The sequence below is a fragment of the Sinorhizobium sp. CCBAU 05631 genome (genome assembly GCF_002288505.1).
GTDB lineage: Bacteria > Pseudomonadota > Alphaproteobacteria > Rhizobiales > Rhizobiaceae > Sinorhizobium > Sinorhizobium fredii_C.
The window spans coordinates 1,077,519-1,097,050 of the sequence record NZ_CP023064.1; the positions used below are offsets into that span (position 1 = coordinate 1,077,519).

Annotated in this window: 19 protein-coding genes; 8 read left to right on the forward strand and 11 right to left on the reverse strand. The window is 63.9% G+C overall.

Annotation, left to right across the window (positions count from 1 at the left end):
* Positions 1–13: 13 nt before the first annotated feature.
* The 3 genes from SS05631_RS24470 to SS05631_RS24480 form a co-directional block, all read right to left on the reverse strand.
* Positions 14–397, reverse strand: a complete 384-nt coding sequence (locus SS05631_RS24470) for a RidA family protein (RefSeq protein ID WP_037416664.1) — start codon at positions 395–397, stop codon at positions 14–16.
* Between the two features lie 13 nt (positions 398–410).
* Positions 411–2,018, reverse strand: a complete 1,608-nt coding sequence (locus SS05631_RS24475; protein ID WP_037416661.1) for a carboxyl transferase domain-containing protein — start codon at positions 2,016–2,018, stop codon at positions 411–413.
* A gap of 91 nt (positions 2,019–2,109) precedes the next feature.
* Positions 2,110–3,273: an isovaleryl-CoA dehydrogenase gene (locus tag SS05631_RS24480; protein ID WP_037416659.1), complete on the reverse strand. Its 1,164-nt coding sequence runs from the start codon at positions 3,271–3,273 to the stop codon at positions 2,110–2,112.
* Positions 3,274–3,926: 653 nt separating this feature from the next.
* Here SS05631_RS24480 and SS05631_RS24485 point away from each other — a divergent pair.
* The gene (locus SS05631_RS24485; RefSeq protein ID WP_037416716.1) at positions 3,927–4,157 is read left to right on the forward strand and encodes a hypothetical protein; all 231 of its coding nucleotides are present in this window, start codon (positions 3,927–3,929) and stop codon (positions 4,155–4,157) included.
* An 84-nt stretch (positions 4,158–4,241) separates the two neighbouring features.
* Here the strand turns inward: SS05631_RS24485 and SS05631_RS24490 are convergent, their stop codons facing one another.
* The 7 genes from SS05631_RS24490 to SS05631_RS24525 form a co-directional block, all read right to left on the reverse strand.
* Positions 4,242–4,946 (reverse strand): class II aldolase/adducin family protein, encoded by a 705-nt coding sequence (locus SS05631_RS24490; RefSeq protein WP_037416656.1) that lies wholly within the window; start codon positions 4,944–4,946, stop codon positions 4,242–4,244.
* Entirely contained in the window at positions 4,939–6,411 is a 1,473-nt protein-coding gene (locus SS05631_RS24495) for an FGGY family carbohydrate kinase (RefSeq protein ID WP_244412132.1), read from the reverse strand. The genes SS05631_RS24490 and SS05631_RS24495 overlap by 8 nt, the downstream gene beginning before the upstream one ends.
* 13 nt (positions 6,412–6,424) lie before the next feature.
* Positions 6,425–7,273, reverse strand: a complete 849-nt coding sequence (locus SS05631_RS24500; RefSeq protein ID WP_037416713.1) for a sugar phosphate isomerase/epimerase — start codon at positions 7,271–7,273, stop codon at positions 6,425–6,427.
* A gap of 2 nt (positions 7,274–7,275) precedes the next feature.
* Positions 7,276–8,274 (reverse strand): ABC transporter permease, encoded by a 999-nt coding sequence (locus tag SS05631_RS24505; protein ID WP_037416650.1) that lies wholly within the window; start codon positions 8,272–8,274, stop codon positions 7,276–7,278.
* Entirely contained in the window at positions 8,271–9,272 is a 1,002-nt protein-coding gene (locus tag SS05631_RS24510) for an ABC transporter permease (protein ID WP_037416647.1), read from the reverse strand. Before SS05631_RS24510 ends, SS05631_RS24505 begins: the two co-directional genes overlap by 4 nt.
* Positions 9,265–10,779 (reverse strand): sugar ABC transporter ATP-binding protein, encoded by a 1,515-nt coding sequence (locus SS05631_RS24515; protein ID WP_037416645.1) that lies wholly within the window; start codon positions 10,777–10,779, stop codon positions 9,265–9,267. The genes SS05631_RS24510 and SS05631_RS24515 overlap by 8 nt, the downstream gene beginning before the upstream one ends.
* 221 nt (positions 10,780–11,000) lie before the next feature.
* Positions 11,001–11,993, reverse strand: coding sequence for an autoinducer 2 ABC transporter substrate-binding protein (locus tag SS05631_RS24525; protein ID WP_083853938.1), 993 nt, complete (start codon positions 11,991–11,993; stop codon positions 11,001–11,003).
* A 239-nt stretch (positions 11,994–12,232) separates the two neighbouring features.
* Between SS05631_RS24525 and SS05631_RS24530 the strand changes: the two genes are divergently transcribed.
* The 6 genes from SS05631_RS24530 (at position 12,233) to paaX (ending at position 16,838) form a co-directional block, all read left to right on the forward strand.
* Positions 12,233–13,309: a LacI family DNA-binding transcriptional regulator gene (locus SS05631_RS24530; protein WP_037416642.1), complete on the forward strand. Its 1,077-nt coding sequence runs from the start codon at positions 12,233–12,235 to the stop codon at positions 13,307–13,309.
* A 43-nt stretch (positions 13,310–13,352) separates the two neighbouring features.
* Entirely contained in the window at positions 13,353–13,826 is a 474-nt protein-coding gene (locus SS05631_RS24535; protein WP_037384241.1) for an Lrp/AsnC family transcriptional regulator, read from the forward strand.
* Positions 13,823–14,449 carry a LysE family transporter gene (locus SS05631_RS24540; RefSeq protein ID WP_037416639.1) on the forward strand — a complete coding sequence of 209 codons (627 nt, stop codon included), beginning with the start codon at positions 13,823–13,825 and terminating at the stop codon, positions 14,447–14,449. The genes SS05631_RS24535 and SS05631_RS24540 overlap by 4 nt, the downstream gene beginning before the upstream one ends.
* Positions 14,450–14,603: 154 nt before the next feature.
* Complete coding sequence (locus tag SS05631_RS24545) at positions 14,604–15,056, forward strand: helix-turn-helix transcriptional regulator (protein WP_037416631.1); 453 nt, start codon at positions 14,604–14,606, stop codon at positions 15,054–15,056.
* 63 nt (positions 15,057–15,119) lie between these two features.
* A complete protein-coding gene (locus SS05631_RS24550) occupies positions 15,120–15,848 on the forward strand; it encodes a TfuA-like protein (RefSeq protein ID WP_037416628.1) in 729 nt (242 codons plus the stop codon).
* Positions 15,849–15,959: 111 nt separating this feature from the next.
* The gene (paaX, locus tag SS05631_RS24555) at positions 15,960–16,838 is read left to right on the forward strand and encodes a phenylacetic acid degradation operon negative regulatory protein PaaX (protein WP_037416625.1); all 879 of its coding nucleotides are present in this window, start codon (positions 15,960–15,962) and stop codon (positions 16,836–16,838) included.
* A gap of 26 nt (positions 16,839–16,864) precedes the next feature.
* Here paaX and SS05631_RS24560 read toward each other — a convergent pair whose 3' ends face one another.
* Positions 16,865–17,335 carry an Lrp/AsnC family transcriptional regulator gene (locus tag SS05631_RS24560; RefSeq protein ID WP_037416622.1) on the reverse strand — a complete coding sequence of 157 codons (471 nt, stop codon included), beginning with the start codon at positions 17,333–17,335 and terminating at the stop codon, positions 16,865–16,867.
* Between the two features lie 118 nt (positions 17,336–17,453).
* Here SS05631_RS24560 and SS05631_RS24565 point away from each other — a divergent pair, with 118 nt between their 5' ends.
* Positions 17,454–19,532, forward strand: a complete 2,079-nt coding sequence (locus SS05631_RS24565) for a transketolase C-terminal domain-containing protein (protein WP_037416619.1) — start codon at positions 17,454–17,456, stop codon at positions 19,530–19,532.

The window sequence follows — 19,532 nt, forward strand, 5'->3', positions numbered from 1 at the left end:
GCCTCTCTTCCGCTTATTGCGCCGCCACCACTTCGACTTCGAGGAGCCAGGCGGAATCGAAGATTCCGGCAACCACCACTGTCATCGCCGGCGCCAGCGCACCCAGATAATCGTTGCGGATCTCGCGGTTCGCCGCGAGATGATGCCTGTCGGCGAGATAGGTCGTCACCTTGACGATGTCGGCTTTCGACATGCCCGCCGCCTTCAGCTGCGCATCGACATTCAGCCACACCTGGCGCGCCTGCGCCTCGATACCGTCCGGCACGATGTCGCTTGAATTCATCGGCACCTGACCGCTGACGAAGAGCAGTCGCCGGAAATTCTCGATGCTCACGGCCTGCGAGTAGCCGCCGCGCGGCTGCGGTGCGCTCAGGGCGTTGATATTGTCGCGCTTCATTCCCCAAGCTCCCCTACATCCTGAACAGCCCGAAACGCGTGTCCTCGACCGGCCCGTTCAGCGCTGCCGAGAGCGACAGCGCCAGCACCTCCCGGCTCTTGCGCGGATCGACGACGCCGTCGTCCCACAGACGCGCCGAGGCATAGAGCGGATGGCTCTGCCGCTCGAAAAGATCGAGAACCGGCTGGCGAAATCGTGCTTCCTCCTCTTCGTTCCAGGGCGTTCCGGCGCGCCTCAGCGCCTCGCCGCGCACAGTCGAAAGCACGCCCGCCGCCTGCTCACCGCCCATCACCGAGATGCGGCTGTTCGGCCAGGTCCAGAGAAAGCGCGGAGAGAAGGCCCGGCCGCACATGCCGTAATTGCCGGCCCCGAACGAGCCGCCGACCAGCATGGTGATTTTCGGAACCTTGACGGTCGCGACCGCCGTCACCAGCTTGGCGCCGTGCTTGGCAATGCCCTCGGTCTCGTATTTGCGGCCGACCATGAAGCCGGTGATGTTCTGCAAAAAGACGAGCGGGATTTTGCGCTGGGCGCAAAGCTCGACGAAATGAGCACCCTTCAGCGCCGATTCGGAGAACAGCACGCCGTTGTTGGCGACGATGCCGACCGGGATGCCGTGGACATGGGCAAAACCGCAGACGAGCGTCGTGCCGAAACGCGCCTTGAACTCGTCGAAGCGTGAGCCGTCGACGATCCGGGCGATCACCTCGCGGATTTCATAGGGCGTCTTCAGATCGCCCGGCACGATGCCGGCGATCTCGTCGGGATCGTAGAGCGGCGGTTCCGGTTCGCGAAGTTCGACGGAATGCGGCTTCTCGCGGTTGAGCCCCGCGACGGCGCGGCGGGCGAGCGCCAGCGCGTGCGCGTCGTCGCGCGCCAGGTGGTCGGCAACGCCGGAGAGCCGGGTGTGCACGTCGGCGCCGCCGAGATCCTCGGCCGACACCACCTCTCCGGTCGCGGCCCGGACCAGCGGCGGGCCGGCGAGAAAGATCGTCCCCTGGCCCTCGACGATGATCGTCTCGTCGGACATCGCCGGCACATAGGCGCCGCCGGCCGTGCAGGAGCCCATGACCACGGCGATCTGCGGAATCCCGGCCGCCGACATATTGGCCTGATTGTAGAAGATGCGGCCGAAGTGATCGCGATCCGGGAAGACCTCGTCCTGGTTCGGCAGGTTCGCGCCGCCGGAATCGACCAGATAGACGCAGGGAAGCCGGTTTTCGGCGGCGATCTCCTGGGCCCTCAGATGCTTCTTCACCGTGATCGGATAATAGGTGCCGCCTTTGACGGTCGGGTCGTTGCAGACGACCATGCATTCGCGGCCGGAGATCCGCCCGATGCCGGCAATCAGCCCGGCGCCGGGCGCGTCGCCGTTATACATCCCGTGTGCAGCCGTGGCCGCGATTTCCAGAAAGGGCGTGCCCGGATCGACGAGGGCAGCGACCCGGTCGCGCGGCAGGAGCTTGCCGCGGCTGACATGGCGCTCGCGCGCCGTTTCTCCGCCGCCGCCGGCCGCCAGCCGCACCGCTTCCTCTATCGTCGAGATCGCCTCCGCCATGGCGGCCCGGTTTGCCTTGAACACATCCGAGGATGGCGAGATGTGCGATCGCAAGATTGTCATTGTCCCCCAGCCCTGCCCTTCCTCAGTCAAGCGGCGCCCCTCGGTCTATAGCGTCCTCTGTACGCCTGAAGGACGCACGGCGCCGTAGTGGCTATTTCGTCTCGGCAAACAGTTCGCGCCCGATCAGCATGCGGCGGATCTCGCTCGTGCCGGCGCCGATCTCGTAGAGCTTGGCGTCGCGCAGCAGCCGGCCGGCCGGATAGTCGTTGGTGTAGCCGTTGCCCCCGAGCGCCTGGATCGCCTCGAGCGCCATGGCGGTTGCCTTCTCGGCCGCATAGAGAATGCAGCCGGCAGCGTCCTTGCGGGCCGTCTCGCCGCGGTCGCAGGCCGCCGCCACTGCATAGACATAGGCGCGCGCCGCATTCATCGTCACATACATGTCGGCAAGCTTCCCCTGCATCAGTTGGAATTCGCCGATCGGCTGGCCGAACTGCTTGCGCTCATGGAGATAGGGGACGACGACATCGAGGCAAGCCGCCATGATGCCGAGCGGCCCGGCGGAAAGCACCACCCTCTCGTAGTCGAGGCCCGACATCAGCACCTTGACGCCCTCGCCGACCTTGCCGAGCACATTTTCTTCCGGCACCTCGCAATCCTTGAAGACAAGTTCGCAGGTGTTCGAGCCGCGCATGCCGAGTTTGTCGAGCTTCTGACCGGTCGAGAAGCCGGAGAAGGCCTTCTCGACGAGAAAGGCGGTGATGCCGCGCGGCCCGGCGGCAGGATCGGTCTTGGCATAGACGACCAGCACATCGGCATCGGGGCCGTTGGTGATCCACATCTTGCTGCCGTTCAAGACGTAGCGGTCGCCGCGCTTGTCGGCCTTGAGCTTCATCGAGACCACGTCCGAACCGGAGCCCGGCTCCGACATGGCGAGCGCCCCGACATGCTCGCCAGAGATCAGCTTCGGCAGGTATTTCGCCTTTTGCTCGGCGTTGCCGTTGCGATTGATCTGATTGACGCAGAGGTTGGAATGGGCGCCGTAGCTCAGGCCGACCGAGGCCGAGGCGCGGCTGATCTCCTCCATGGCGACGCAATGGGCGAGATAGCCGAGCCCGGCGCCGCCATAGGCCTCGTCGGCGGTGATGCCGAGCAGGCCGAGTTCGCCCATCTCCCGCCAGAGCGGCGCCGGAAAGGCGTTGCTGCGATCCGTTTCATCCGCCAGCGGCGCAATCCGCTCGGAGGCGAACCGCCGCACGCTGTCGCGCAACGCGTCGATGTCTTCGCCCAGGGCGAAGTTCAATCCAGCTTCAAACATTCCGTTCTCCTCCCGACGCCCGCCGACGATCTCCTCACCGACGAACAGGCCGGCACATGTTACCGCTATGCGGGCCTCTCGCGAACGATAACATCGCTGCCGGCTAATTTCCTTCCAAAGAGCCGGGCGGCCAAGCACGAATTGCAAAAGAAGAAGGTGGGCAAGCGGCGCAACCATGCTTTGATGGCGAAAGGCGTAGATGCCCGTCTACTGTCCAGCGCTGGAGGTAAGGCGGAGGCGATTCCTTGGTTCAGCGCAAAGGTGCAGAGCCGGCCCGATCTCTGGGCATTTGCCTCGAATTTCTCACATTCGCCATTCCATATAGGACATGCCCAAGCGCACCGACAAAGCAGGCATGGCCTTCCTCGTGCTTATCTGCATCCTCATCGCTCTTGTGGTCAGTATTCTCGCACTCGATCCGGGCGTTCAGGAGCCCCCACCCGTCAGACCGGCAATCGTTCCGGATAACTAAAGCACGCGTTGCTTACTGCACGCGATGCGCTTTATGCATGTCATTACCCAAACCGCTGCGCAATTTGGGACATGAGTCCGTTCGCGCAGCCGATATCCGAGAGATCGCTGGTGGCCCTTGCCTACCGTGTCGGAATATGGCCCCATCATCAGCCTGCCTGCGGCAACAGTTGGGGCTTCGGATGTCTGAGAAACCGGAAATTTTAAATCAAGTCCTGGCCGATTTGATCAGTGATCAAATCGAGCTGCGTCATGCAAACGAACTTCGAGCAGTTCTCTCAACCGGCAATGAAATCACCATGCACGGAAAGTTCACCGTCGGTCGAGACTTCATCATCTACAGAACGACGAAGGATGACAGCGGCAAATGGGCGATGACGCCCTTCACACACATTGTGCAATTGATAATTTGATACTTGGCAGAGGCGGGTCCCCCGAAGGAGTCGAGTGAACTGGCTGCCGCCTTGTCGGGTGTCTCTACGATTGATCGAAAGAATTCACGCCTCGCCGCGCGGGCGGGCGATGTCGTTCACCCCGTCCGCATCCGGCGCCTGGCCGTAGCTCATGCGCTGCATCTGGGCGATGACGCGCTCCATCTCGTCGTCAGGCAGGATCGGCGGTTCGCCAAGGGTGAGAGCCTGGACATAGATCCGCGACAGCGTCTCGACTTCGATCGCAAGCCAGAGCGCCAATTCGAGCGTCTTGCCGAGCGAAATCTGGCCATGCTGGCCAAGCAGGCAGGCGGTCCGGTCCTTGAGTGCGGCAAGCGCGTTGTCGGAAAGCGCCTGCGTGCCGAAGGTCGCGTATTCGGCGCAGCGGATCGTCGTGCCGCCGGCAATGCCCGTCATGTAATGAAAACTCGGAATGGTCTTGTGGTGGCAGGCGAGCGTCGTTGCATAGATCGAGTGACAATGGAGCACGACGTTGATATCGGTGCGGGCGCGCAGAATATCACGATGGAACCGCCATTCGGACGACGGCCTATGGCCGACATAGGTTCCATCGAAATCCATCTCGACCAGATCTTCCGGCTGCATCGTCTCGTAAGGCATGGAAGATGGGGTGATCAGGAACCCCTCGCCGGCACGAACGGAAAGATTGCCGGCCGTTCCCTGGTTGATGCCGCTCGAATTCATCCGCCGGCAGATGTCCACCATCTCGCGCCTCAGTGCCAGCTTGTCGGTCGTCGGGTCTTCAGCCATGGAAGCTTCCTTTCGCGTGTTCGACTTCATTTCGCTTGCCCGGCGCTGCGCAGGCAAGGGCCCGCCAATCGGCGGCGTAACATATGAGCTCGGGTGTGAGTTGCTTGAGATTTGTCGGCTCCCCGAGGGCAAGTGGCGCCGGATGCCGGCGCCACTCCTGGCCGGCAAGCAGCGCCGCACCGGCGGCGACGCCATAGGCATCGAGGTTGATGCGCACCTTGCGGTCGGGAAGCAAGGATGCCACGAGCCCCGCATAGAGCGGATCGCGCAGAAAACTTCCATCGAGGACGACGAGGCGATCATCTGAAAGCATGTCGATGCACTCCGCAGTCAACAGCGCGCAACAAAGGAGCGCCAGGGCCTTGCGTTCCATCGGCTCCGCGACCGGCGGACCCAGGATTTGGCCGCGTCCGGCGCTGCCGGGAAAAATGCCATCCCCCTCTCCGAAGGAGGGAACGGCGAAGGTGCGCTGCGCTATCAGACGTGCAACGGTTTCGGGCGGCACAGGCTCGGCCGGCGGATCGCTGCCGGCGATCTGCGAGAATTCCCGCCCTCCCATGGTCAGAATGCCGCCGAGCGGATTGCCGAAAACATCGCTGTTCAAGGTCATGCCGCGATGTTCGTCGAGCCGCTCGACCGGCGTCGAACCGGAAAACCCGACGATCCAGGTCCCCGTCGAGATGACCGTGAAATCCCGCAGCCCCGCGGCGTGGTAGCGATAGTGATTGAGGCTGCTGTCATGGCCGCCCGTCAGCACGGGCAGTCCTTCCGGCAGATCGAAGCGGCGGGCAAGTTCGGAACGGAGGGGCCCCAGCGCCTGCCAAGCCTTGGCGAAGGGCGGCATCAGGCGCTGCCAGCCGCGGGTGCTGACGATCGGCGCCCAGCGCCCTTCCGCGACATTCCAGAGATGCGACTGGGCGCCGAGGAAACTCGCTTCCGAGGCGGCGACACCGCAAAGCCGCCAGGCCCAATATTGCGGCAGGCCGAGATACCAACGCGCTTTCCCGAACCCGCCCGGCTCCCGCTGCTCCATCCAATAGAGCTGGCGGGCCTGGTGCGTCGCGCCATGCATGGTCGCACTGCCGCGGTCGAGGAAGCTGCCGGCGAGCGGTGCATAGCCGTCGCGGATGTCGACCGGCAATGGCTGCTCATAGTCGACCATCGGAAGTGCTGCGCCGTCGCCGGCATCCGGATCCGCGCCGGTCAGCACCCCGCCGGAGCCATGCCCCGAGGTCACGAACGCGCCGAAGGCATGGCGGCGCGAGAGGATCGCCAGCGTCTCGAAGATCCAATCGCTTAAGGCATTCAGATCGTGATGGCGCCAGGGCGGTCCGGGCAGAACGGGGTTTGGGACGCTGAGGGTCTCGACGATCGTGCCGTCCGCCTGGGCGGCGCCGAGCTTGACATTGGTCTTGCCGACGTCGAGGACGGCGGTCATCGCCGTTGCACTTCCTCGATCGCTCACCGGTGCCTCCACTTCAGATCAGCCCATATTGCCTGGCCTTGTTGCGAAGGAAGGGCAGGCCATTGCCCATCACTTCCTCCTCATCCTTGGCGACCGGCCGCCAGACCGCAAGGCCGTAGGCCACTTCCGGCGGCATGTTGATGAAGCTCTCCATGGCGAGACCGCCCGTGAAGCCGATGGCGGCAAGCGTCGAGAAGATTTCATCCCAGCCGCAGGTGCCGTAGCCGGGCGTGCCGCGGTCGCTCTCCGACAGGTGAATATATTTCAGATGCTCGCGTGCATCGAGAATGCCCTTGCCGACGCCCTTCTCCTCGATGTTCATGTGGTAGGTGTCGAGATGGACGAAAATGTTGTCGGCACCGACGCGCTCGATCATCTTCACTGCCTGCCAGCCGGTATTGATCAGGTGGTTCTCATAGCGGTTGACGGCCTCGACGCCGATTTCGATGCCGCGCGACTTGGCGTGCTTGGCGGCGGCCTCGAGCACCCGGGCGATATTGTCGTATTCCGCGAGCGTCGGCGGCACGCCTGTGCGCTCGCCGATGCCGCCATAGATGACTCCGGAAAGCGCCTCGCCGCCGAGCTCCGCGGTCTTGTCGATCGCAACCTTCAGATGCTCGATCGCCGCATCCGGCCGCACCGAGGCCCAGGCGCGCTCGGGCAGGCCGAGCGAGCAGAGCGCCCGCAGCCGGTTTTTCTCGAGCAGCGCACGGGTATGTTCCGTATCGACGGCCGGCGGGTTCAGCATCGGGATCTCGATGAAATCGACCTCGTATTTGACGGCGGCTGCCACCGCCCGCTCCGCACCCGGACGGTCCCAGTTCATGGTCCACATGCTCGTATGGACGCCAAATCCCTGCATGGTCATGATCCTCTTTTGATGATGGAAACCCTGATTTTCGAAGCGACCCAGCGAAGGATCATCACGCCGACGAGCAGGATTCCCCAGACGGCGGTCGCAAGATGCTGGTTGGCCCCTATGAGATTGAGGCCGGACGATAGAAGCTGCAGCACCACCAGCGCCACGAAGACGGGAATGACCCGGCCGAAGCCGCCGAACGGATTGACGCCGCCGAGGAAGCAGGCAAGCACGGTGATCAGCAGGTAGGACTCGCCGTGACCGATGCGCACCGAATTGAACCGTGCCAGCATGATGATGCCGGCAATGGCGCACATCATCCCGGAGAGCGTGTAGACGAGGACGATCGCCTTGCGCGTATTGATGCCGGAATAGCGGGTCGCTTCGAGATTGGAGCCGATCATGTAGGTATTGAAGCCGAGCTTGGTGCGGCCGAGCAGCACGTGCCAGCCGAGCACGCAGACAATGAAGACGATGAGCGGCACGGGGATGCCGGCGATCGAACCATGGCCAATCGGTCCCATGAAGGCGGGGAACCCGGAAATGTCGCCGCCACGCGTCAGGAACTCGCCGAGCCCGCGCAGGAAAATCATCATCGACAGCGACACGAGGATCGGATGGGCGCGGGTGAAGGCGATCACCAGCCCCATGACGACGCCGCTTGCCGCGCCGACCAGAAGCGCCAGCAGACAGCCGACGATGAAGATGCCGACGCCAGCATCGACGCCGCCATTCTCCCTGAGGACCCAGGCGACCGTAAGCCCGGCGATATTCGCCGTGAAGGTGATCGCCAGATTGAGGCCGCCTGTGAGGATCGGCAGCAGCATGGCAAGCGTCAGCAGGCCGAGTTCGGGCAGTTGGAAAGCGACGGAGCCGAAGGTTGCGGCACTCAGGAACTGCGGCGAGGCAAGTCCGAAGACAAGGACGACGGCGACGAAGGCGAGGCCCGGTCCGGCCATCTCCGGCCCGAGGGCCGTTTTGACGTGCTCGAGGATTGTGGTCATCGTCCCCCTCCCTTCTGGCCGACGAAGGGCACCAGACGTTCGATGCGCGTATTGGAAAGCGTGATGGCGAGCAGGATGATGGCGCCGACGATCATCTTGAAGGCAAAGGGTGAGACGCCCATCAGGTTGAGGCCGTTCTGGGTGATGGAGATCAGGAGAACGCCGAGCACGCAGCCGAGCACCGAACCCTTGCCGCCGCCGAGGCGAGCGCCGCCGAGGACGACCGCAGCAAGCACGTCGAGTTCGCGGCCGTAAAGCGCGTTCGGCACCACCTCCTGGGCATAATGCGCCTGGATCAGCCCGCCGATGCCGGCCATCAGGCCGAGCCAGCCGAAGGCGATGAACTGCATCGCGCCTATGTTGATGCCGAAGCGGCGCGCGCCCTCCGGGTTGTCGCCGAAGGCGTAGAGCTGCCGGCCGATCGTGGTGCGGGTGATCAGCATCCAGGTGGCTATGACACAGATCACCATCACGAGAACCGGCAGCGTGATCTCGATCCAGGTCCCGTCCGGCATTTCATGTTCGAAGAGGATGACACGGTCGGTCAGCCAGTCGGGCAGGTCGTAGATCGACACGCCCCGGGTGAAGAACATCAGCAGCCCGAAATAGATGTTGAACGTGGAGATCGTCGCGACGATTGAGATGATCCGGAAGCGGTGGATCAGGAAGGCGTTGACGCAGCCGAGCAGCACGCCGAACGAGGCGGCGATCAGAAGCCCGGAGACCCAGCCTCCGCCGCCGATCCAGCCGAGCACGATCGCGGTGCAATATTGCACGACCGAAGCGGAGACGGCAAAGGAGATGTCGATGCCGCCGGCAATCAGCACGACCAGCAGGCCGACGGCGAAGATGATGTTGACCGCGCTGATATTGAGGAGGTCGAAGGCGTTGCCGAGCGAGAAGAAGTTCGCCGTGGCAAAGGAAAGCACGGTGCTGATGACGATGATCACTGCCAGCAGCGAGAATTCGGTCGCGTGAGTGCGGATCAGGCTACGCATAGACGGCCGCCTCGATGTCTTCCAGCCGCGCCTGGCGCGGATCATAGCTGCCGACGATCCGCCCCTGCGCCATATGCAGGACGCGGTCGGCGTTGAAATAGACTTCCGGCACCTCGTCGGAGATCAGGATGATTCCTAGGCCGCTCTCGGCGAGGCTGGCCACGATGTCGAAGATGCCGGCGCGGGCGCCGACATCGACACCAACCGTGGGGCAGTCGAGAATGAGGATCTTCGGATCCGTGGCGAGCCATTTGGCGATCGCCACACGCTGCTGGTTGCCGCCCGAGAGCGTCGATATTGCATCGGCCTGGCGGCCGATCTTGACGCCAAGATCGGCGATCCAGCGCGAAACGAGGCTGCGCTTGCGGTCCTCGGAAAGCAGCCCGCCGGAAAGGATCTTTCGCAACGAGGCGATCACCAGATTGTCGGCGATCGCCTGCGGCTGGATGAGCCCGAGCGACAGCCGGTCCTCCGAGAGATAGGCGACGCCAGCCTTGATCGCATCGCGGTTCGAGGTGAAGCGAACGTCCCGCCCCTCGATGCTGATCGTGCCGGAGACGGGCCTCAGCATGCCGAAGAGGGCGAGCGCCAGCTCGGTCCGCCCGGCCCCCAGCAGCCCGGTAATGCCGACCGTTTCGCCGCGCCGGACTGTGAGCGAAATGTCCTCGAACTGGCCGGGCCGGGTCAGCCCCCAAACATCAAGCACCACCGGCTGATCGTCCTTCGCGCGTGCGCGGACATGCTGGTCGAAGATCTTGCCGGTCATCAGTTCGGTGATGCGCGACTGCGTCATGCCGGCGGCGGGATAGACCCCGACCAGCGCCCCGTCGCGCAGCACCGTGATGCGGCTTGAAATCTCCAGCACCTCGGCGAGCCGGTGGCTGACGAAGACGACGGCGACACCGGAAGCAGAGAGGTTGCGAACGATATCGAGGAGGTGATCGGTCTCCGACTGGGTCAGCGATGCGGTCGGCTCGTCCATGAAGACGAGCTTCGCCTCGCCGATCAGTGCCCGGGCGATCGCCACGATCTGGCGCTGGGCGATTGCATATTCCTTCAGCGGCATGTCGACGTCGAGACTGACGCCGAGCCGAGCGAGCGCGTCGGTGGCGATCTGCCGCATGCGGCCGTAGTCGACCAGGCGCGGCCGGCGGCCGACCACTTCGTGGAAGGCGATATTCTCGGCGACGCTCATTTCCGGAAACAGCGCCAGGTCCTGCCAGATGACCTTGATGCCGCGGTCCTGGGCGGTAACCGGCGACATGTGCGAATAGGTCTCGCCGTCATATTCGATGACAGCGCCGTCCGCCGGGCGGTAGACGCCGGTGATCACCTTGATGAGCGTGCTCTTGCCGCAGCCGTTCTCGCCTGCGAGACAATGCACTTCGCCGGGGCGGACCTCGAACCTTACATTCTTCAGCGCCTTGACGCCGCCGAAGGTCATGTTGATGTTGCGAAGGGACAGAAGCGGCTTTTCACCGACCGTCGCGCTCGTTGCCTGATGCATGGACCCTGCGCCTGTCGAACTTCGTTTCACGAGACTTGCCAGGCCGGCCGGAGCCGGCCCAGCAGCCGGGAGAACCCGATTGCATGTCTCCTTGGATCGATCCCGATTTAAGGAAAAAGACATGCAGCAATTCAAAGTGCTACAGCGACCTTTACGCGTCTCGTAGGATGCACGGTGCTGTAGGGCGGGATGCACGGCGCGCATCCCGCCTGGAAACACCGTCAGAGACCCATCGCGGCGAGGTCGGCGACGGTGTCCTTGTTGATCGGTACCAGCTGGTCGACGATGATGTTGCGGTTCTGGAAGTCCGGATGGACGACGCCCAGGCCTTCGATCTCGTCGCCGTCCTTGATCTCCTCGCCCTTGAGCAACTTATCGGCCATCGTCACGAAGACTTCGCCCGCCTGCTTCGGATTCCACATGAAGCCGCCGGAGATCGCGTCGGACTTCACCAGCTTCTGGCCCTGTCCGGGCGAGAAGGGCCCGAGAACGAAGATCTCGCCCACTTTGCGGCGTTCCTCGATCGCACGGCCGGCGCCGATCGGGCCCTGGCTGCCGAAGGCGAGGAAGCCTTTGAGGTTCGGATGAGCGGAGATCAGGTCAAGCGCCGTCGAGCGGCTCTTGTCGACATCCTCGGCAACGCCGTAGCGCTCGCCGACCAGGGTCATCTCCGGGTAGTTCTTCTTGATATAGGCGATCGCCGCATCAGCCCAGGCATTGTGCAGCGGCACGGTCAGCGAGCCGACGAAGACCGCATACTCGCCCTTGCCGCCCATCTTCTCAGCCAGCAGCTTGCCGTGCGCCTCGCCGAAGCCCTGGGACGAGGCAAGCTCGAAGTCCCAGTCGGCCCCCTTCTGGTTCGGCGATTCGTGGGTGATGACGATGATGCCCTTCTCCTTCGCCTTGGTGAGGACCGGCTCCAGCACCTTGGCATCGTTAGGCACGACGCCGATGACTTTGACGCCCTGGGCGATCAGATCCTCGATGGCGCGAACCTGCAGGGCCGGGTCGGCGCTCGTCGGACCGACCATGAAGGCGTCGAGGCCGAGCTTCTGGCCGCGCTCCTTGATGCCCATTTCCATGGCGTTGAACCACGGAATGCCGCCGATCTTGACGACTACGCCGACCTTCGGCGCATCCTGCGCCGCGACGGAAAAGGCACCGGCGAGCGAAAGCGAAGCCGCCAGAGCGGCAGCAAGAAATGTCTTGATCATGTCTCTCCTCCACAGGTTCCCGCAACGGGAACTCTCCCGGGCGCTTGCGCGCCGGCCTCCAGTTTCAATCCTCCTTGACGAGAAGCGAGTTTCCCGCCGCTGACCGTCGCCTCCTCAGGCGACCCACGCCGTGCGCAATCGATATTTCTTGTTTGCACAATCGATGGTGCAGAGACTATCCTGCAGACTTAATCTTTCGTCAAGCGGAAATCGGCTCTAAGAGATTCGAGGGGGCTCAGATGGCGAACAGCGGCAAGAAGAAGGCGACGATCTACGATCTCTCGGTGCTCTCGGGCAGCTCGCCTTCGACGGTGAGCGCCGTGCTGAACGGCACCTGGCGCAAGCGGCGCATCAAGGAAAGCACCGCCGAGCTCATTCGCAGCCTCGCCGAGACCCACCAGTATACCGCCAACCGCCAGGCGCGCGGTTTGCGCAGCTCGCGCTCGGGCCTCGTCGGGTTGCTCCTGCCGGTGCACGACAACCGTTACTTCTCCTCGCTCGCCCAGACCTTCGAGGCGCATGTGCGCAGCAAGGGCCAGTGCCCGATCGTCGTCAGCGCCAGCCGCGACCCGGAGGAGGAGCGCAAGACCGCCGAGACGCTGATCTCCTATTCGATCGACGAATTGTTCATCTGCGGCGCGACGGATCCGGACGGGGTTCACGAGGTCTGCGAAGCGGCCGGCCTGAAGCACATCAATATCGACCTGCCGGGCACGAAGGTCCCGTCCGTCATCAGCGACAATTTCGAAGGCGGCCGGCTGCTGACCGAGGCGATTATCCGCCACTTTCCCGCCGACCGGCCGCTCCAGCCGCGCGATCTCTACCTTTTCGGCGGCCGCAACGACCATGCGAGCCATGAGCGGATCCGCGGCTTCCGCGCCGTGAAAAAGGAACTCCTCGGCGACGATCCGGACGAATGCATCCAGCCGACCGGCTATGCCGCGAACAATGCGCGAAAGGCCTTCGACGCCTTCTACGCCCGGCACGGCAAGCTGCCGCGCGGCCTCTTCGTCAATTCGTCGATCAACTTCGAAGGCCTATTGCGCTTCATGGCCGAGCATCCGCATAACAATTTCACCGACCTCGTCGTCGGCTGTTACGACTACGACCCTTTCGCCTCGTTTCTCCCTTTTCCCGTCATCATGATCCGGCAGGATGTTGAAGGAATGATCGCCAAGGCCTTCGAGGTGATCGAACAACCCCGGGCGGCGGCGCGCATCCATCTGGTGGAGCCGGTGCTCGTGCCGCCGAGGACGGCACTGACCGGGCCGCTCGATGCTCTGAAGGACATCGATCTGCCGCGGGGAGCACCTTAAATATTCTCTGTACATTAGCTGCCTTGCAATGTATTTTTCTGTAATGGACATTACAGACAAAAAAATCATTGGAATCCTAGCCAACGACGCTCGTGCCTCGCTGACGGACATCGGCGCCGCGGTGGACCTTTCGCCCTCGGCGGTCAACGAACGCATCCGCCGCCTGGTGACGAGCGGCGTCATCCGCCGCTTCACGCTCGAGGTCGATCACCGGATCCTCGGCTTCGACGTGCTTGCCTTCGTCTGGATCGCGCTGGCGACCGATGCCGACGAGAGCGAGTTTCGCAGCTTCATCGCCTCCCACCCGGCGGTTGCCGAGTGCCATCACGTGACCGGCGCCTGGTCCTACTGCGCCAAGGTGCGCATGCCGACGCTCGGCGACATCGAACCGTTTCTAGCGGAACTGAAGGCGCGCCGCTATCTCGCCCGCAGCGAGACTGTCCTGGCGCTCTCCACCGCCACGGAACGTCCGGTCACTTTGCCCGCGGGCGACGAGGCGAAGCGAGTGAGATCATGACCCTGTTCCTCTTCGCGAAGGGGCTGCTCCTCGGCCTTGCCATTGCCGCACCGCTCGGCCCGATCGGCGCGCTGTGCATCAGCCGTACGCTCGAGCGCGGCTTCTGGGCCGGCGTCGCCGGCGGTCTCGGCACGGCGCTGGCCGATGCAACCTATGCGATGATGGCGGCTGCCGGCTTTGCGGCCTTTGCGACGTTTCTCGCGACGCTTTCGGTGCCGCTCGGCGTCTTCGGCGGTGTCTTCATGCTCTGGCTCGGCTGGCGAGGATTGACGCCGCGGCCGATGGCGGCGGCGGCCGAGATCGGTGCACGCGATCTGCTGCACACCACCACCGCGACCTTCCTGCTGACGATGGCGAACCCGACCACGATCCTGACCTTCGCGGCGATCTTTGCGGGCCTCGGGCTTGCCGCCGTCGGCGATGGAGGGAGCGCCGCGATCCTGGTCGCCGGTGTCTTCCTCGGATCGCTAGGCTGGTGGTTCCTCCTGAGCGGCGGCGTCGCCCTCGCCAAGACCCGGCTGCCCGACGGTTTTTCCGCCTGGACCTCGCGTCTTTCCGGATTTCTCCTCATCGCTTTCGGCTTCGCCGCCCTTGCCTCGGCAGCGTCCGGCCTTGCAGGGTAGCGATTCATTTCGCAGCGACACGCGGCCAATACTCCTCCTTGCCGCAAAAGCGCCGTTTCAACCATAGAATTTAGCGCGCAGTGATTGCATCCGCTCGCTTATGCGAGCAGACTTACATATAACTGTGGTGAGAGATCGCGAGGAGAATCGTTTAATGAAGAAGAATCCAAATCCGATCGATACCTTCGTTGGTTCGCGGGTCAGAATGCGCAGATTGATGGTCGGAATGAGCCAGGAAAAACTCGCCGACGGCCTCGGGATCACATTCCAGCAGGTGCAGAAATACGAGAAGGGCACGAACCGCATCGGCGCGAGCCGGTTGCAGGCGATCGCGGATATTCTCGGCGTGCATCCGAGCTTCTTCTTCCAGCAGGACGAGAAGCCAGAGGCGCGAGAAACTGCGGCCGATGTGCATGAGTCGCACGAAATCTCTTCCTTTGTCGCCTCCAAGGAGGGGATCGCGCTTAACAGGGCATTCCTGAAGATCGCCGATCCGGTCTTGCGGAAGAAGATCATCGCCCTCGTCGCCGCCATGGCAAATTCCGGCGAGGCGGAACAGTCGGCCGTGCCGTCGGCGGCCCGCCATGCCGAACCCTTGCACAGCTAAGACCTGCAGCGCCGCGCGTCCTATCAGGCGCGCAACGGCTGCTGCAGCGCTTTGGACTGCTGCATGAAAATCCTATTCGTCGGCCCGACCGTCCCCGATGCGGCCAGAATTGCCGGCGACGCACTGGCCGTCCGGCCGCCCGCCACGCAGGGCGATCTCGTCCGCGTCGTCAACGAGGGGGCCACGGCCATCGGCCTGATCGACGGCAATTTCGAATATGTCGCTCCCGTCTGGCACAAGGAAATACTCTTCGCCCTCTCTCAGGGTGTCGCAGTCCTCGGCGCCGCCAGCATGGGCGCCCTGCGGGCGGCCGAATGCGCCCCCTTCGGCATGGTCGGGATCGGTGCCGTTTTTCGTCAGTATATCGACGGCGAGACGGTGGACGACTCGGACGTGGCACTGCTGCATGCACCACGGGAACTCGGCTATGCGCCGCTTACGGTGCCGCTCGTCAATCTGCGTGCGACGCTGCGCCACCTCACGGAGCAGAATCTGTTATCGCACTCGGATGCGGCGCGCACCGCCGATGCGGCGGCAAGCCTGTTCTACAAGGAACGGAGCTGGGCCGCGATCTTTGCCCGCGCGGGCTTTGCGTCCGGAACCGATGCGGTGATGCTGCGCGCCAACTATGTCGACCAGAAGCGCATCGATGCACTCGAGCTTCTTGAAGCGCTGCAACGGATGCCGGCGGAAAGACGTGCGGCTCCGCGAGACTGGAATTTCAACGCAACCAGTCTCTGGACGACGAGGCTGAGCCGGCTGCCGCCGTCCACCGAAATCGCGGATGTCTGAACGTCAGTGCGCTTTGGCTGAGCGAATAGCTCGCCTCCATGGCTTCTCCATTGTGTTCTGCCACAGCCCATGGAATGTGATCGGGCTGTGAGAGAAGGCGCGAGTCGAATAATGGCAGAAGGCGAGGCAGACGGTCGCATAGCGGAACTTGTCGAGAACATTCTCGCCGAGACGCCCCTGAAGGCCGCCGGCTTCATCGTGACGATCTATGGAGACGTCGTGGAGCCCCGCGGCGGCGTCGTTTGGATCGGCAATCTGATCGACACCTGCGCCGCGGTCGGCATCAGCGAAACGCTGGTGCGAACCGCCGTCTCGCGGCTGGTCGCGGCCGGGCAGTTGCTCGGCGAGAGAGAAGGACGGCGCAGCTACTATCGCCTTTCGAAAGCAGCCGGCAGCGACTTCGCTGCCGCGGCACGGATCATTTTCGGCAGCGCGCAGGCGGAAAGCTGGCAACTGGTGCATCTGAGCGGCGCCCGGGCCGAGGAAAGGATGCAGGCCCTCGAGCGCGCCGGCTACGCACGGCTAGACCCGCGCCTCGCCATCGGGCCTGCGAGAGAGAGGCCGGGATCGGCCGACGCCCTGGTGCTGCGCGCCGACTCGCCCGATTCGAAGGCGCTCGCCGCCTTTGTCCAGACCTATTGGGACCTCGCACCGCACGCTGCCGCCTATCGCCGATTCATCGACCAGTTCGCACCGGTGGTCCTTCTTGCGCAGAGCCTAGCGCCGGCCGCGGCGCTAACGATGCGGCTGCTTCTGATCCACCGGTTCCGCACCGTCCTGCTGCATGACCCCCGCCTGCCTTCTGCCGCTTTGCCTGAGGATTGGCCCGGCATGGAGGCGCGCCGCCTATTCGCCGCGCTTTACCGGCTCCTGTCGCCCTTAGCCGACGCCCATATCGGGCAGACCTTCGTCAGCGGGTCCGGTCCGCTTCCCGACGTCACCGAGGAGACGGAAAGGCGCCTTGCCCTGCTCGAAACACAGGCCGCTTAGTCTTTGCGTCTGAACAGCCGAGGCCGTCACACCGGAACGGCGGTCGAATATTTCACGCTCTTCAGGGCGAAATGCGACGACGAGTTCGCCACCGCGTCATGCGTCAGGATGCCGTGCATCAGCAAGCGCTCGTAATCGGCAACGTCTGCCACAACGACGCGCAACAGATAATCCCACTCGCCCGACATCGAGTAGCACTCCAGCACTTCCTCGTGGCTCTCGACGAAGCGTTCGAAGCTGCGGCGGGCGACAAGGTCGTGCGATTTCATCCGCACATGGCAGAAGACGTTCAGCCCGCGACCGACCATATCCGGATTGACGAGCCGAACGGCCTTTCCGAGCACGCCGGCGGTGTCGAGGGCCTTGATCCGCCGCCAGCAGGAGGCCGGCGAGGCGCCGACCGCCTCGGCCAACGCAGCGTGGCTGATATCGGCCTGTTCCTGGAGGATTCTCAGGATCTTTCGGTCGACCGTATCGAGATTGAACGCGCTCATCATAATTCTTTCGAAAATGAAACAGGTTCATCAATCGATATCGAAAATCCTGCAAGATTGAAACCGATTTGCGCCCGAGGCGAGCTACTCTTCCAGTGAGGAACCTGGAGGAGATAAGGCAATGGGACAGGCTGCACTCAAACCGCACCGTCGGAACGCACCGGACGAGAGCATCGACTGGAAGCGGGTGGTGCATCTGACGCTTCTGTCCCGCGAACTCGACGAGATGGAGGAGAAGCGCCTCGTCCCCGAGAAGAAGGTCCTCTATCAGTTCTCGGCCCGCGGCCATGACATGGCGCAGATCCTCTTGGGGCTGAAGCTCACGGGTAAGCACGACGCGGCCTGTGGCTATTACCGTTCCCGCCCACTGCTGCTGTCGCTCGGCGTCGATCCGGCCGACGCGCTCGGCTCGGCCATGGCGCGCGCCGGCGGCTATTCCGACGGCCGCGACATCGGCGTCGTCTTCAACTATCCCAATCCGAACGGCGCCTCGGCGCTGCCGATGTGCGGCGGCGTCGGATCGCAGTACACCCCGACGGCCGGATGGGCGCAGGCGATCGCCTATTTCAGCAAGCACCTCAAAAACCGGGATTACGACCGCGACATCGCCGTCGTCCTCGGCGGCGACGCTTCGGTCGCCTCCAACGGCTTCTGGTCGGCGCTGACGGTCGCCACGACACAGGGCCTGCCGATGCTCTTCTATATCGAAGACAACGGCTTCGGCATTTCGGTCCCCTCGACCTTGCAGACACCCGAGGGCAACATCGCCGCCAATCTCGCGGCCTGGAAAAACCTCACCATTCTCGATGGCGACGGCTCTGATCCGGAGGAGGCCGCGCGGCTCACCGGAGGCGCCGTGGACCTCGTTCGCGACGAACGCCGGCCCGTCCTGCTGCGCCTGCGGGTGCCCCGCCTCGAGGGGCACAGCTTCCAGGACACGCAGGCCTACAAGAGCGAAGAGCTCGTCAGAAGCGAATGGGCGCGGGATCCGTTGCCGCGGCTGAAGGACTATCTGGTTCCTGCCGTCTTGAGCGAAAGGGAATGGGAAGAGGTCGCCGGCGCTGCCAGGGCGGCGGCCGAACAGGCACGCCTGGAGGCCGAGTCGCGGCCGGTCGCCGATCCCGCAACGCTGACCCGCAATGTCTTCTTCGAGGGCGAGATGCAGGCGATGGGCGGCCAGCACTGTAGCGGTTACCAACCACCCGCAGCGACCGACACGCCGACGGGCGACGGCCAGCGGATCAACATGGTGACCGCAATCCGGCGGACGCTCGACCTCGAAATGTCGATCAATGACAAGGTCATCCTGTTCGGCGAGGATATCGGCCCCAAGGGCGGCGTCCATGCCGTGACCCTCGGATTGCAGGAGAAATACGGCGCGGCCCGCGTGTTCGACACCTCGCTGTCGGAGGAAGGCATCGTCGGCCGCGCCGTCGGAATGGCGCTCGCCGGCCTCGTGCCCGTTCCCGAAATCCAGTTCCGCAAATATGCGGAACCGGCGATGGAACAGATCAATGATTGCGGCACGGTCCGCTGGCGCACGAACAACCGCTTCGCCGCCCCGATCGTCCTGCGCATGCCGGGCGGCTTCTTCAAATGTGGCGACCCGTGGCACAGCCAGACGAACGAGGTCGCCTTCGTCCACCAGCCGGGCTGGAAGGTCGCCGTTCCCTCCAACGCCGAGGATGCCGTCGGGCTCCTCAGAACGTCGTTGCGCGGCAACGACCCGGTGATCTTCTTCGAGCACCGCGCTATGCTGGACCATGCCTGGGCGCGCCGCCCCTATCCAGGCGACGCCTTCGCCCTGCCCTTCGGCAAGGCGAAGTTCACGCGCCAAGGCAAAGACGTCACGATCGTCACCTGGGGCGCGATGGTGCACCGCTGCGAGGAGGCGGCAGAGGGGATTTCCGCCGACGTCATCGACCTCAGGACATTGATGCCCTGGGACCGCGACGCGGTGCTTTCCTCGGTCCGCCGCACCCGCCGCTGCCTGATCGTTCACGAGGATCTCGGCACTGCCGGTTTCGGTGCCGAAATCGCCGCGGCCGTCGCCGACGAAGCCTTCATCGATCTCGACGCTCCGGTCTCGCGGCTCACCATGCCGGATATTCCAAGTCCCCATAATCCGGTCCTGCTCGACTGGGCGGTCCCCTCGACGGAACGGATCCGCCGGAAAATCACCGACCTGCTGGAGTATTGA

Bases quoted from the DNA above. Each gene is read 5' to 3' on its own strand.
- SS05631_RS24470 (WP_037416664.1), bottom strand. From the start codon at position 397: ATGAAGCGCGACAATATCAACGCCCTGAGCGCACCGCAGCCGCGCGGC.
- SS05631_RS24475 (WP_037416661.1), bottom strand. From the start codon at position 2,018: ATGACAATCTTGCGATCGCACATCTCGCCATCCTCGGATGTGTTCAAG.
- SS05631_RS24480 (WP_037416659.1), bottom strand. From the start codon at position 3,273: ATGTTTGAAGCTGGATTGAACTTCGCCCTGGGCGAAGACATCGACGCG.
- SS05631_RS24485 (WP_037416716.1), top strand. From the start codon at position 3,927: ATGTCTGAGAAACCGGAAATTTTAAATCAAGTCCTGGCCGATTTGATC.
- SS05631_RS24490 (WP_037416656.1), bottom strand. From the start codon at position 4,946: ATGGCTGAAGACCCGACGACCGACAAGCTGGCACTGAGGCGCGAGATG.
- SS05631_RS24500 (WP_037416713.1), bottom strand. From the start codon at position 7,273: ATGCAGGGATTTGGCGTCCATACGAGCATGTGGACCATGAACTGGGAC.
- SS05631_RS24505 (WP_037416650.1), bottom strand. From the start codon at position 8,274: ATGACCACAATCCTCGAGCACGTCAAAACGGCCCTCGGGCCGGAGATG.
- SS05631_RS24510 (WP_037416647.1), bottom strand. From the start codon at position 9,272: ATGCGTAGCCTGATCCGCACTCACGCGACCGAATTCTCGCTGCTGGCA.
- SS05631_RS24515 (WP_037416645.1), bottom strand. From the start codon at position 10,779: ATGCATCAGGCAACGAGCGCGACGGTCGGTGAAAAGCCGCTTCTGTCC.
- SS05631_RS24525 (WP_083853938.1), bottom strand. From the start codon at position 11,993: ATGATCAAGACATTTCTTGCTGCCGCTCTGGCGGCTTCGCTTTCGCTC.
- SS05631_RS24530 (WP_037416642.1), top strand. From the start codon at position 12,233: ATGGCGAACAGCGGCAAGAAGAAGGCGACGATCTACGATCTCTCGGTG.
- SS05631_RS24535 (WP_037384241.1), top strand. From the start codon at position 13,353: ATGGACATTACAGACAAAAAAATCATTGGAATCCTAGCCAACGACGCT.
- SS05631_RS24540 (WP_037416639.1), top strand. From the start codon at position 13,823: ATGACCCTGTTCCTCTTCGCGAAGGGGCTGCTCCTCGGCCTTGCCATT.
- SS05631_RS24545 (WP_037416631.1), top strand. From the start codon at position 14,604: ATGAAGAAGAATCCAAATCCGATCGATACCTTCGTTGGTTCGCGGGTC.
- SS05631_RS24550 (WP_037416628.1), top strand. From the start codon at position 15,120: ATGAAAATCCTATTCGTCGGCCCGACCGTCCCCGATGCGGCCAGAATT.
- paaX (WP_037416625.1), top strand. From the start codon at position 15,960: ATGGCAGAAGGCGAGGCAGACGGTCGCATAGCGGAACTTGTCGAGAAC.
- SS05631_RS24560 (WP_037416622.1), bottom strand. From the start codon at position 17,335: ATGATGAGCGCGTTCAATCTCGATACGGTCGACCGAAAGATCCTGAGA.
- SS05631_RS24565 (WP_037416619.1), top strand. From the start codon at position 17,454: ATGGGACAGGCTGCACTCAAACCGCACCGTCGGAACGCACCGGACGAG.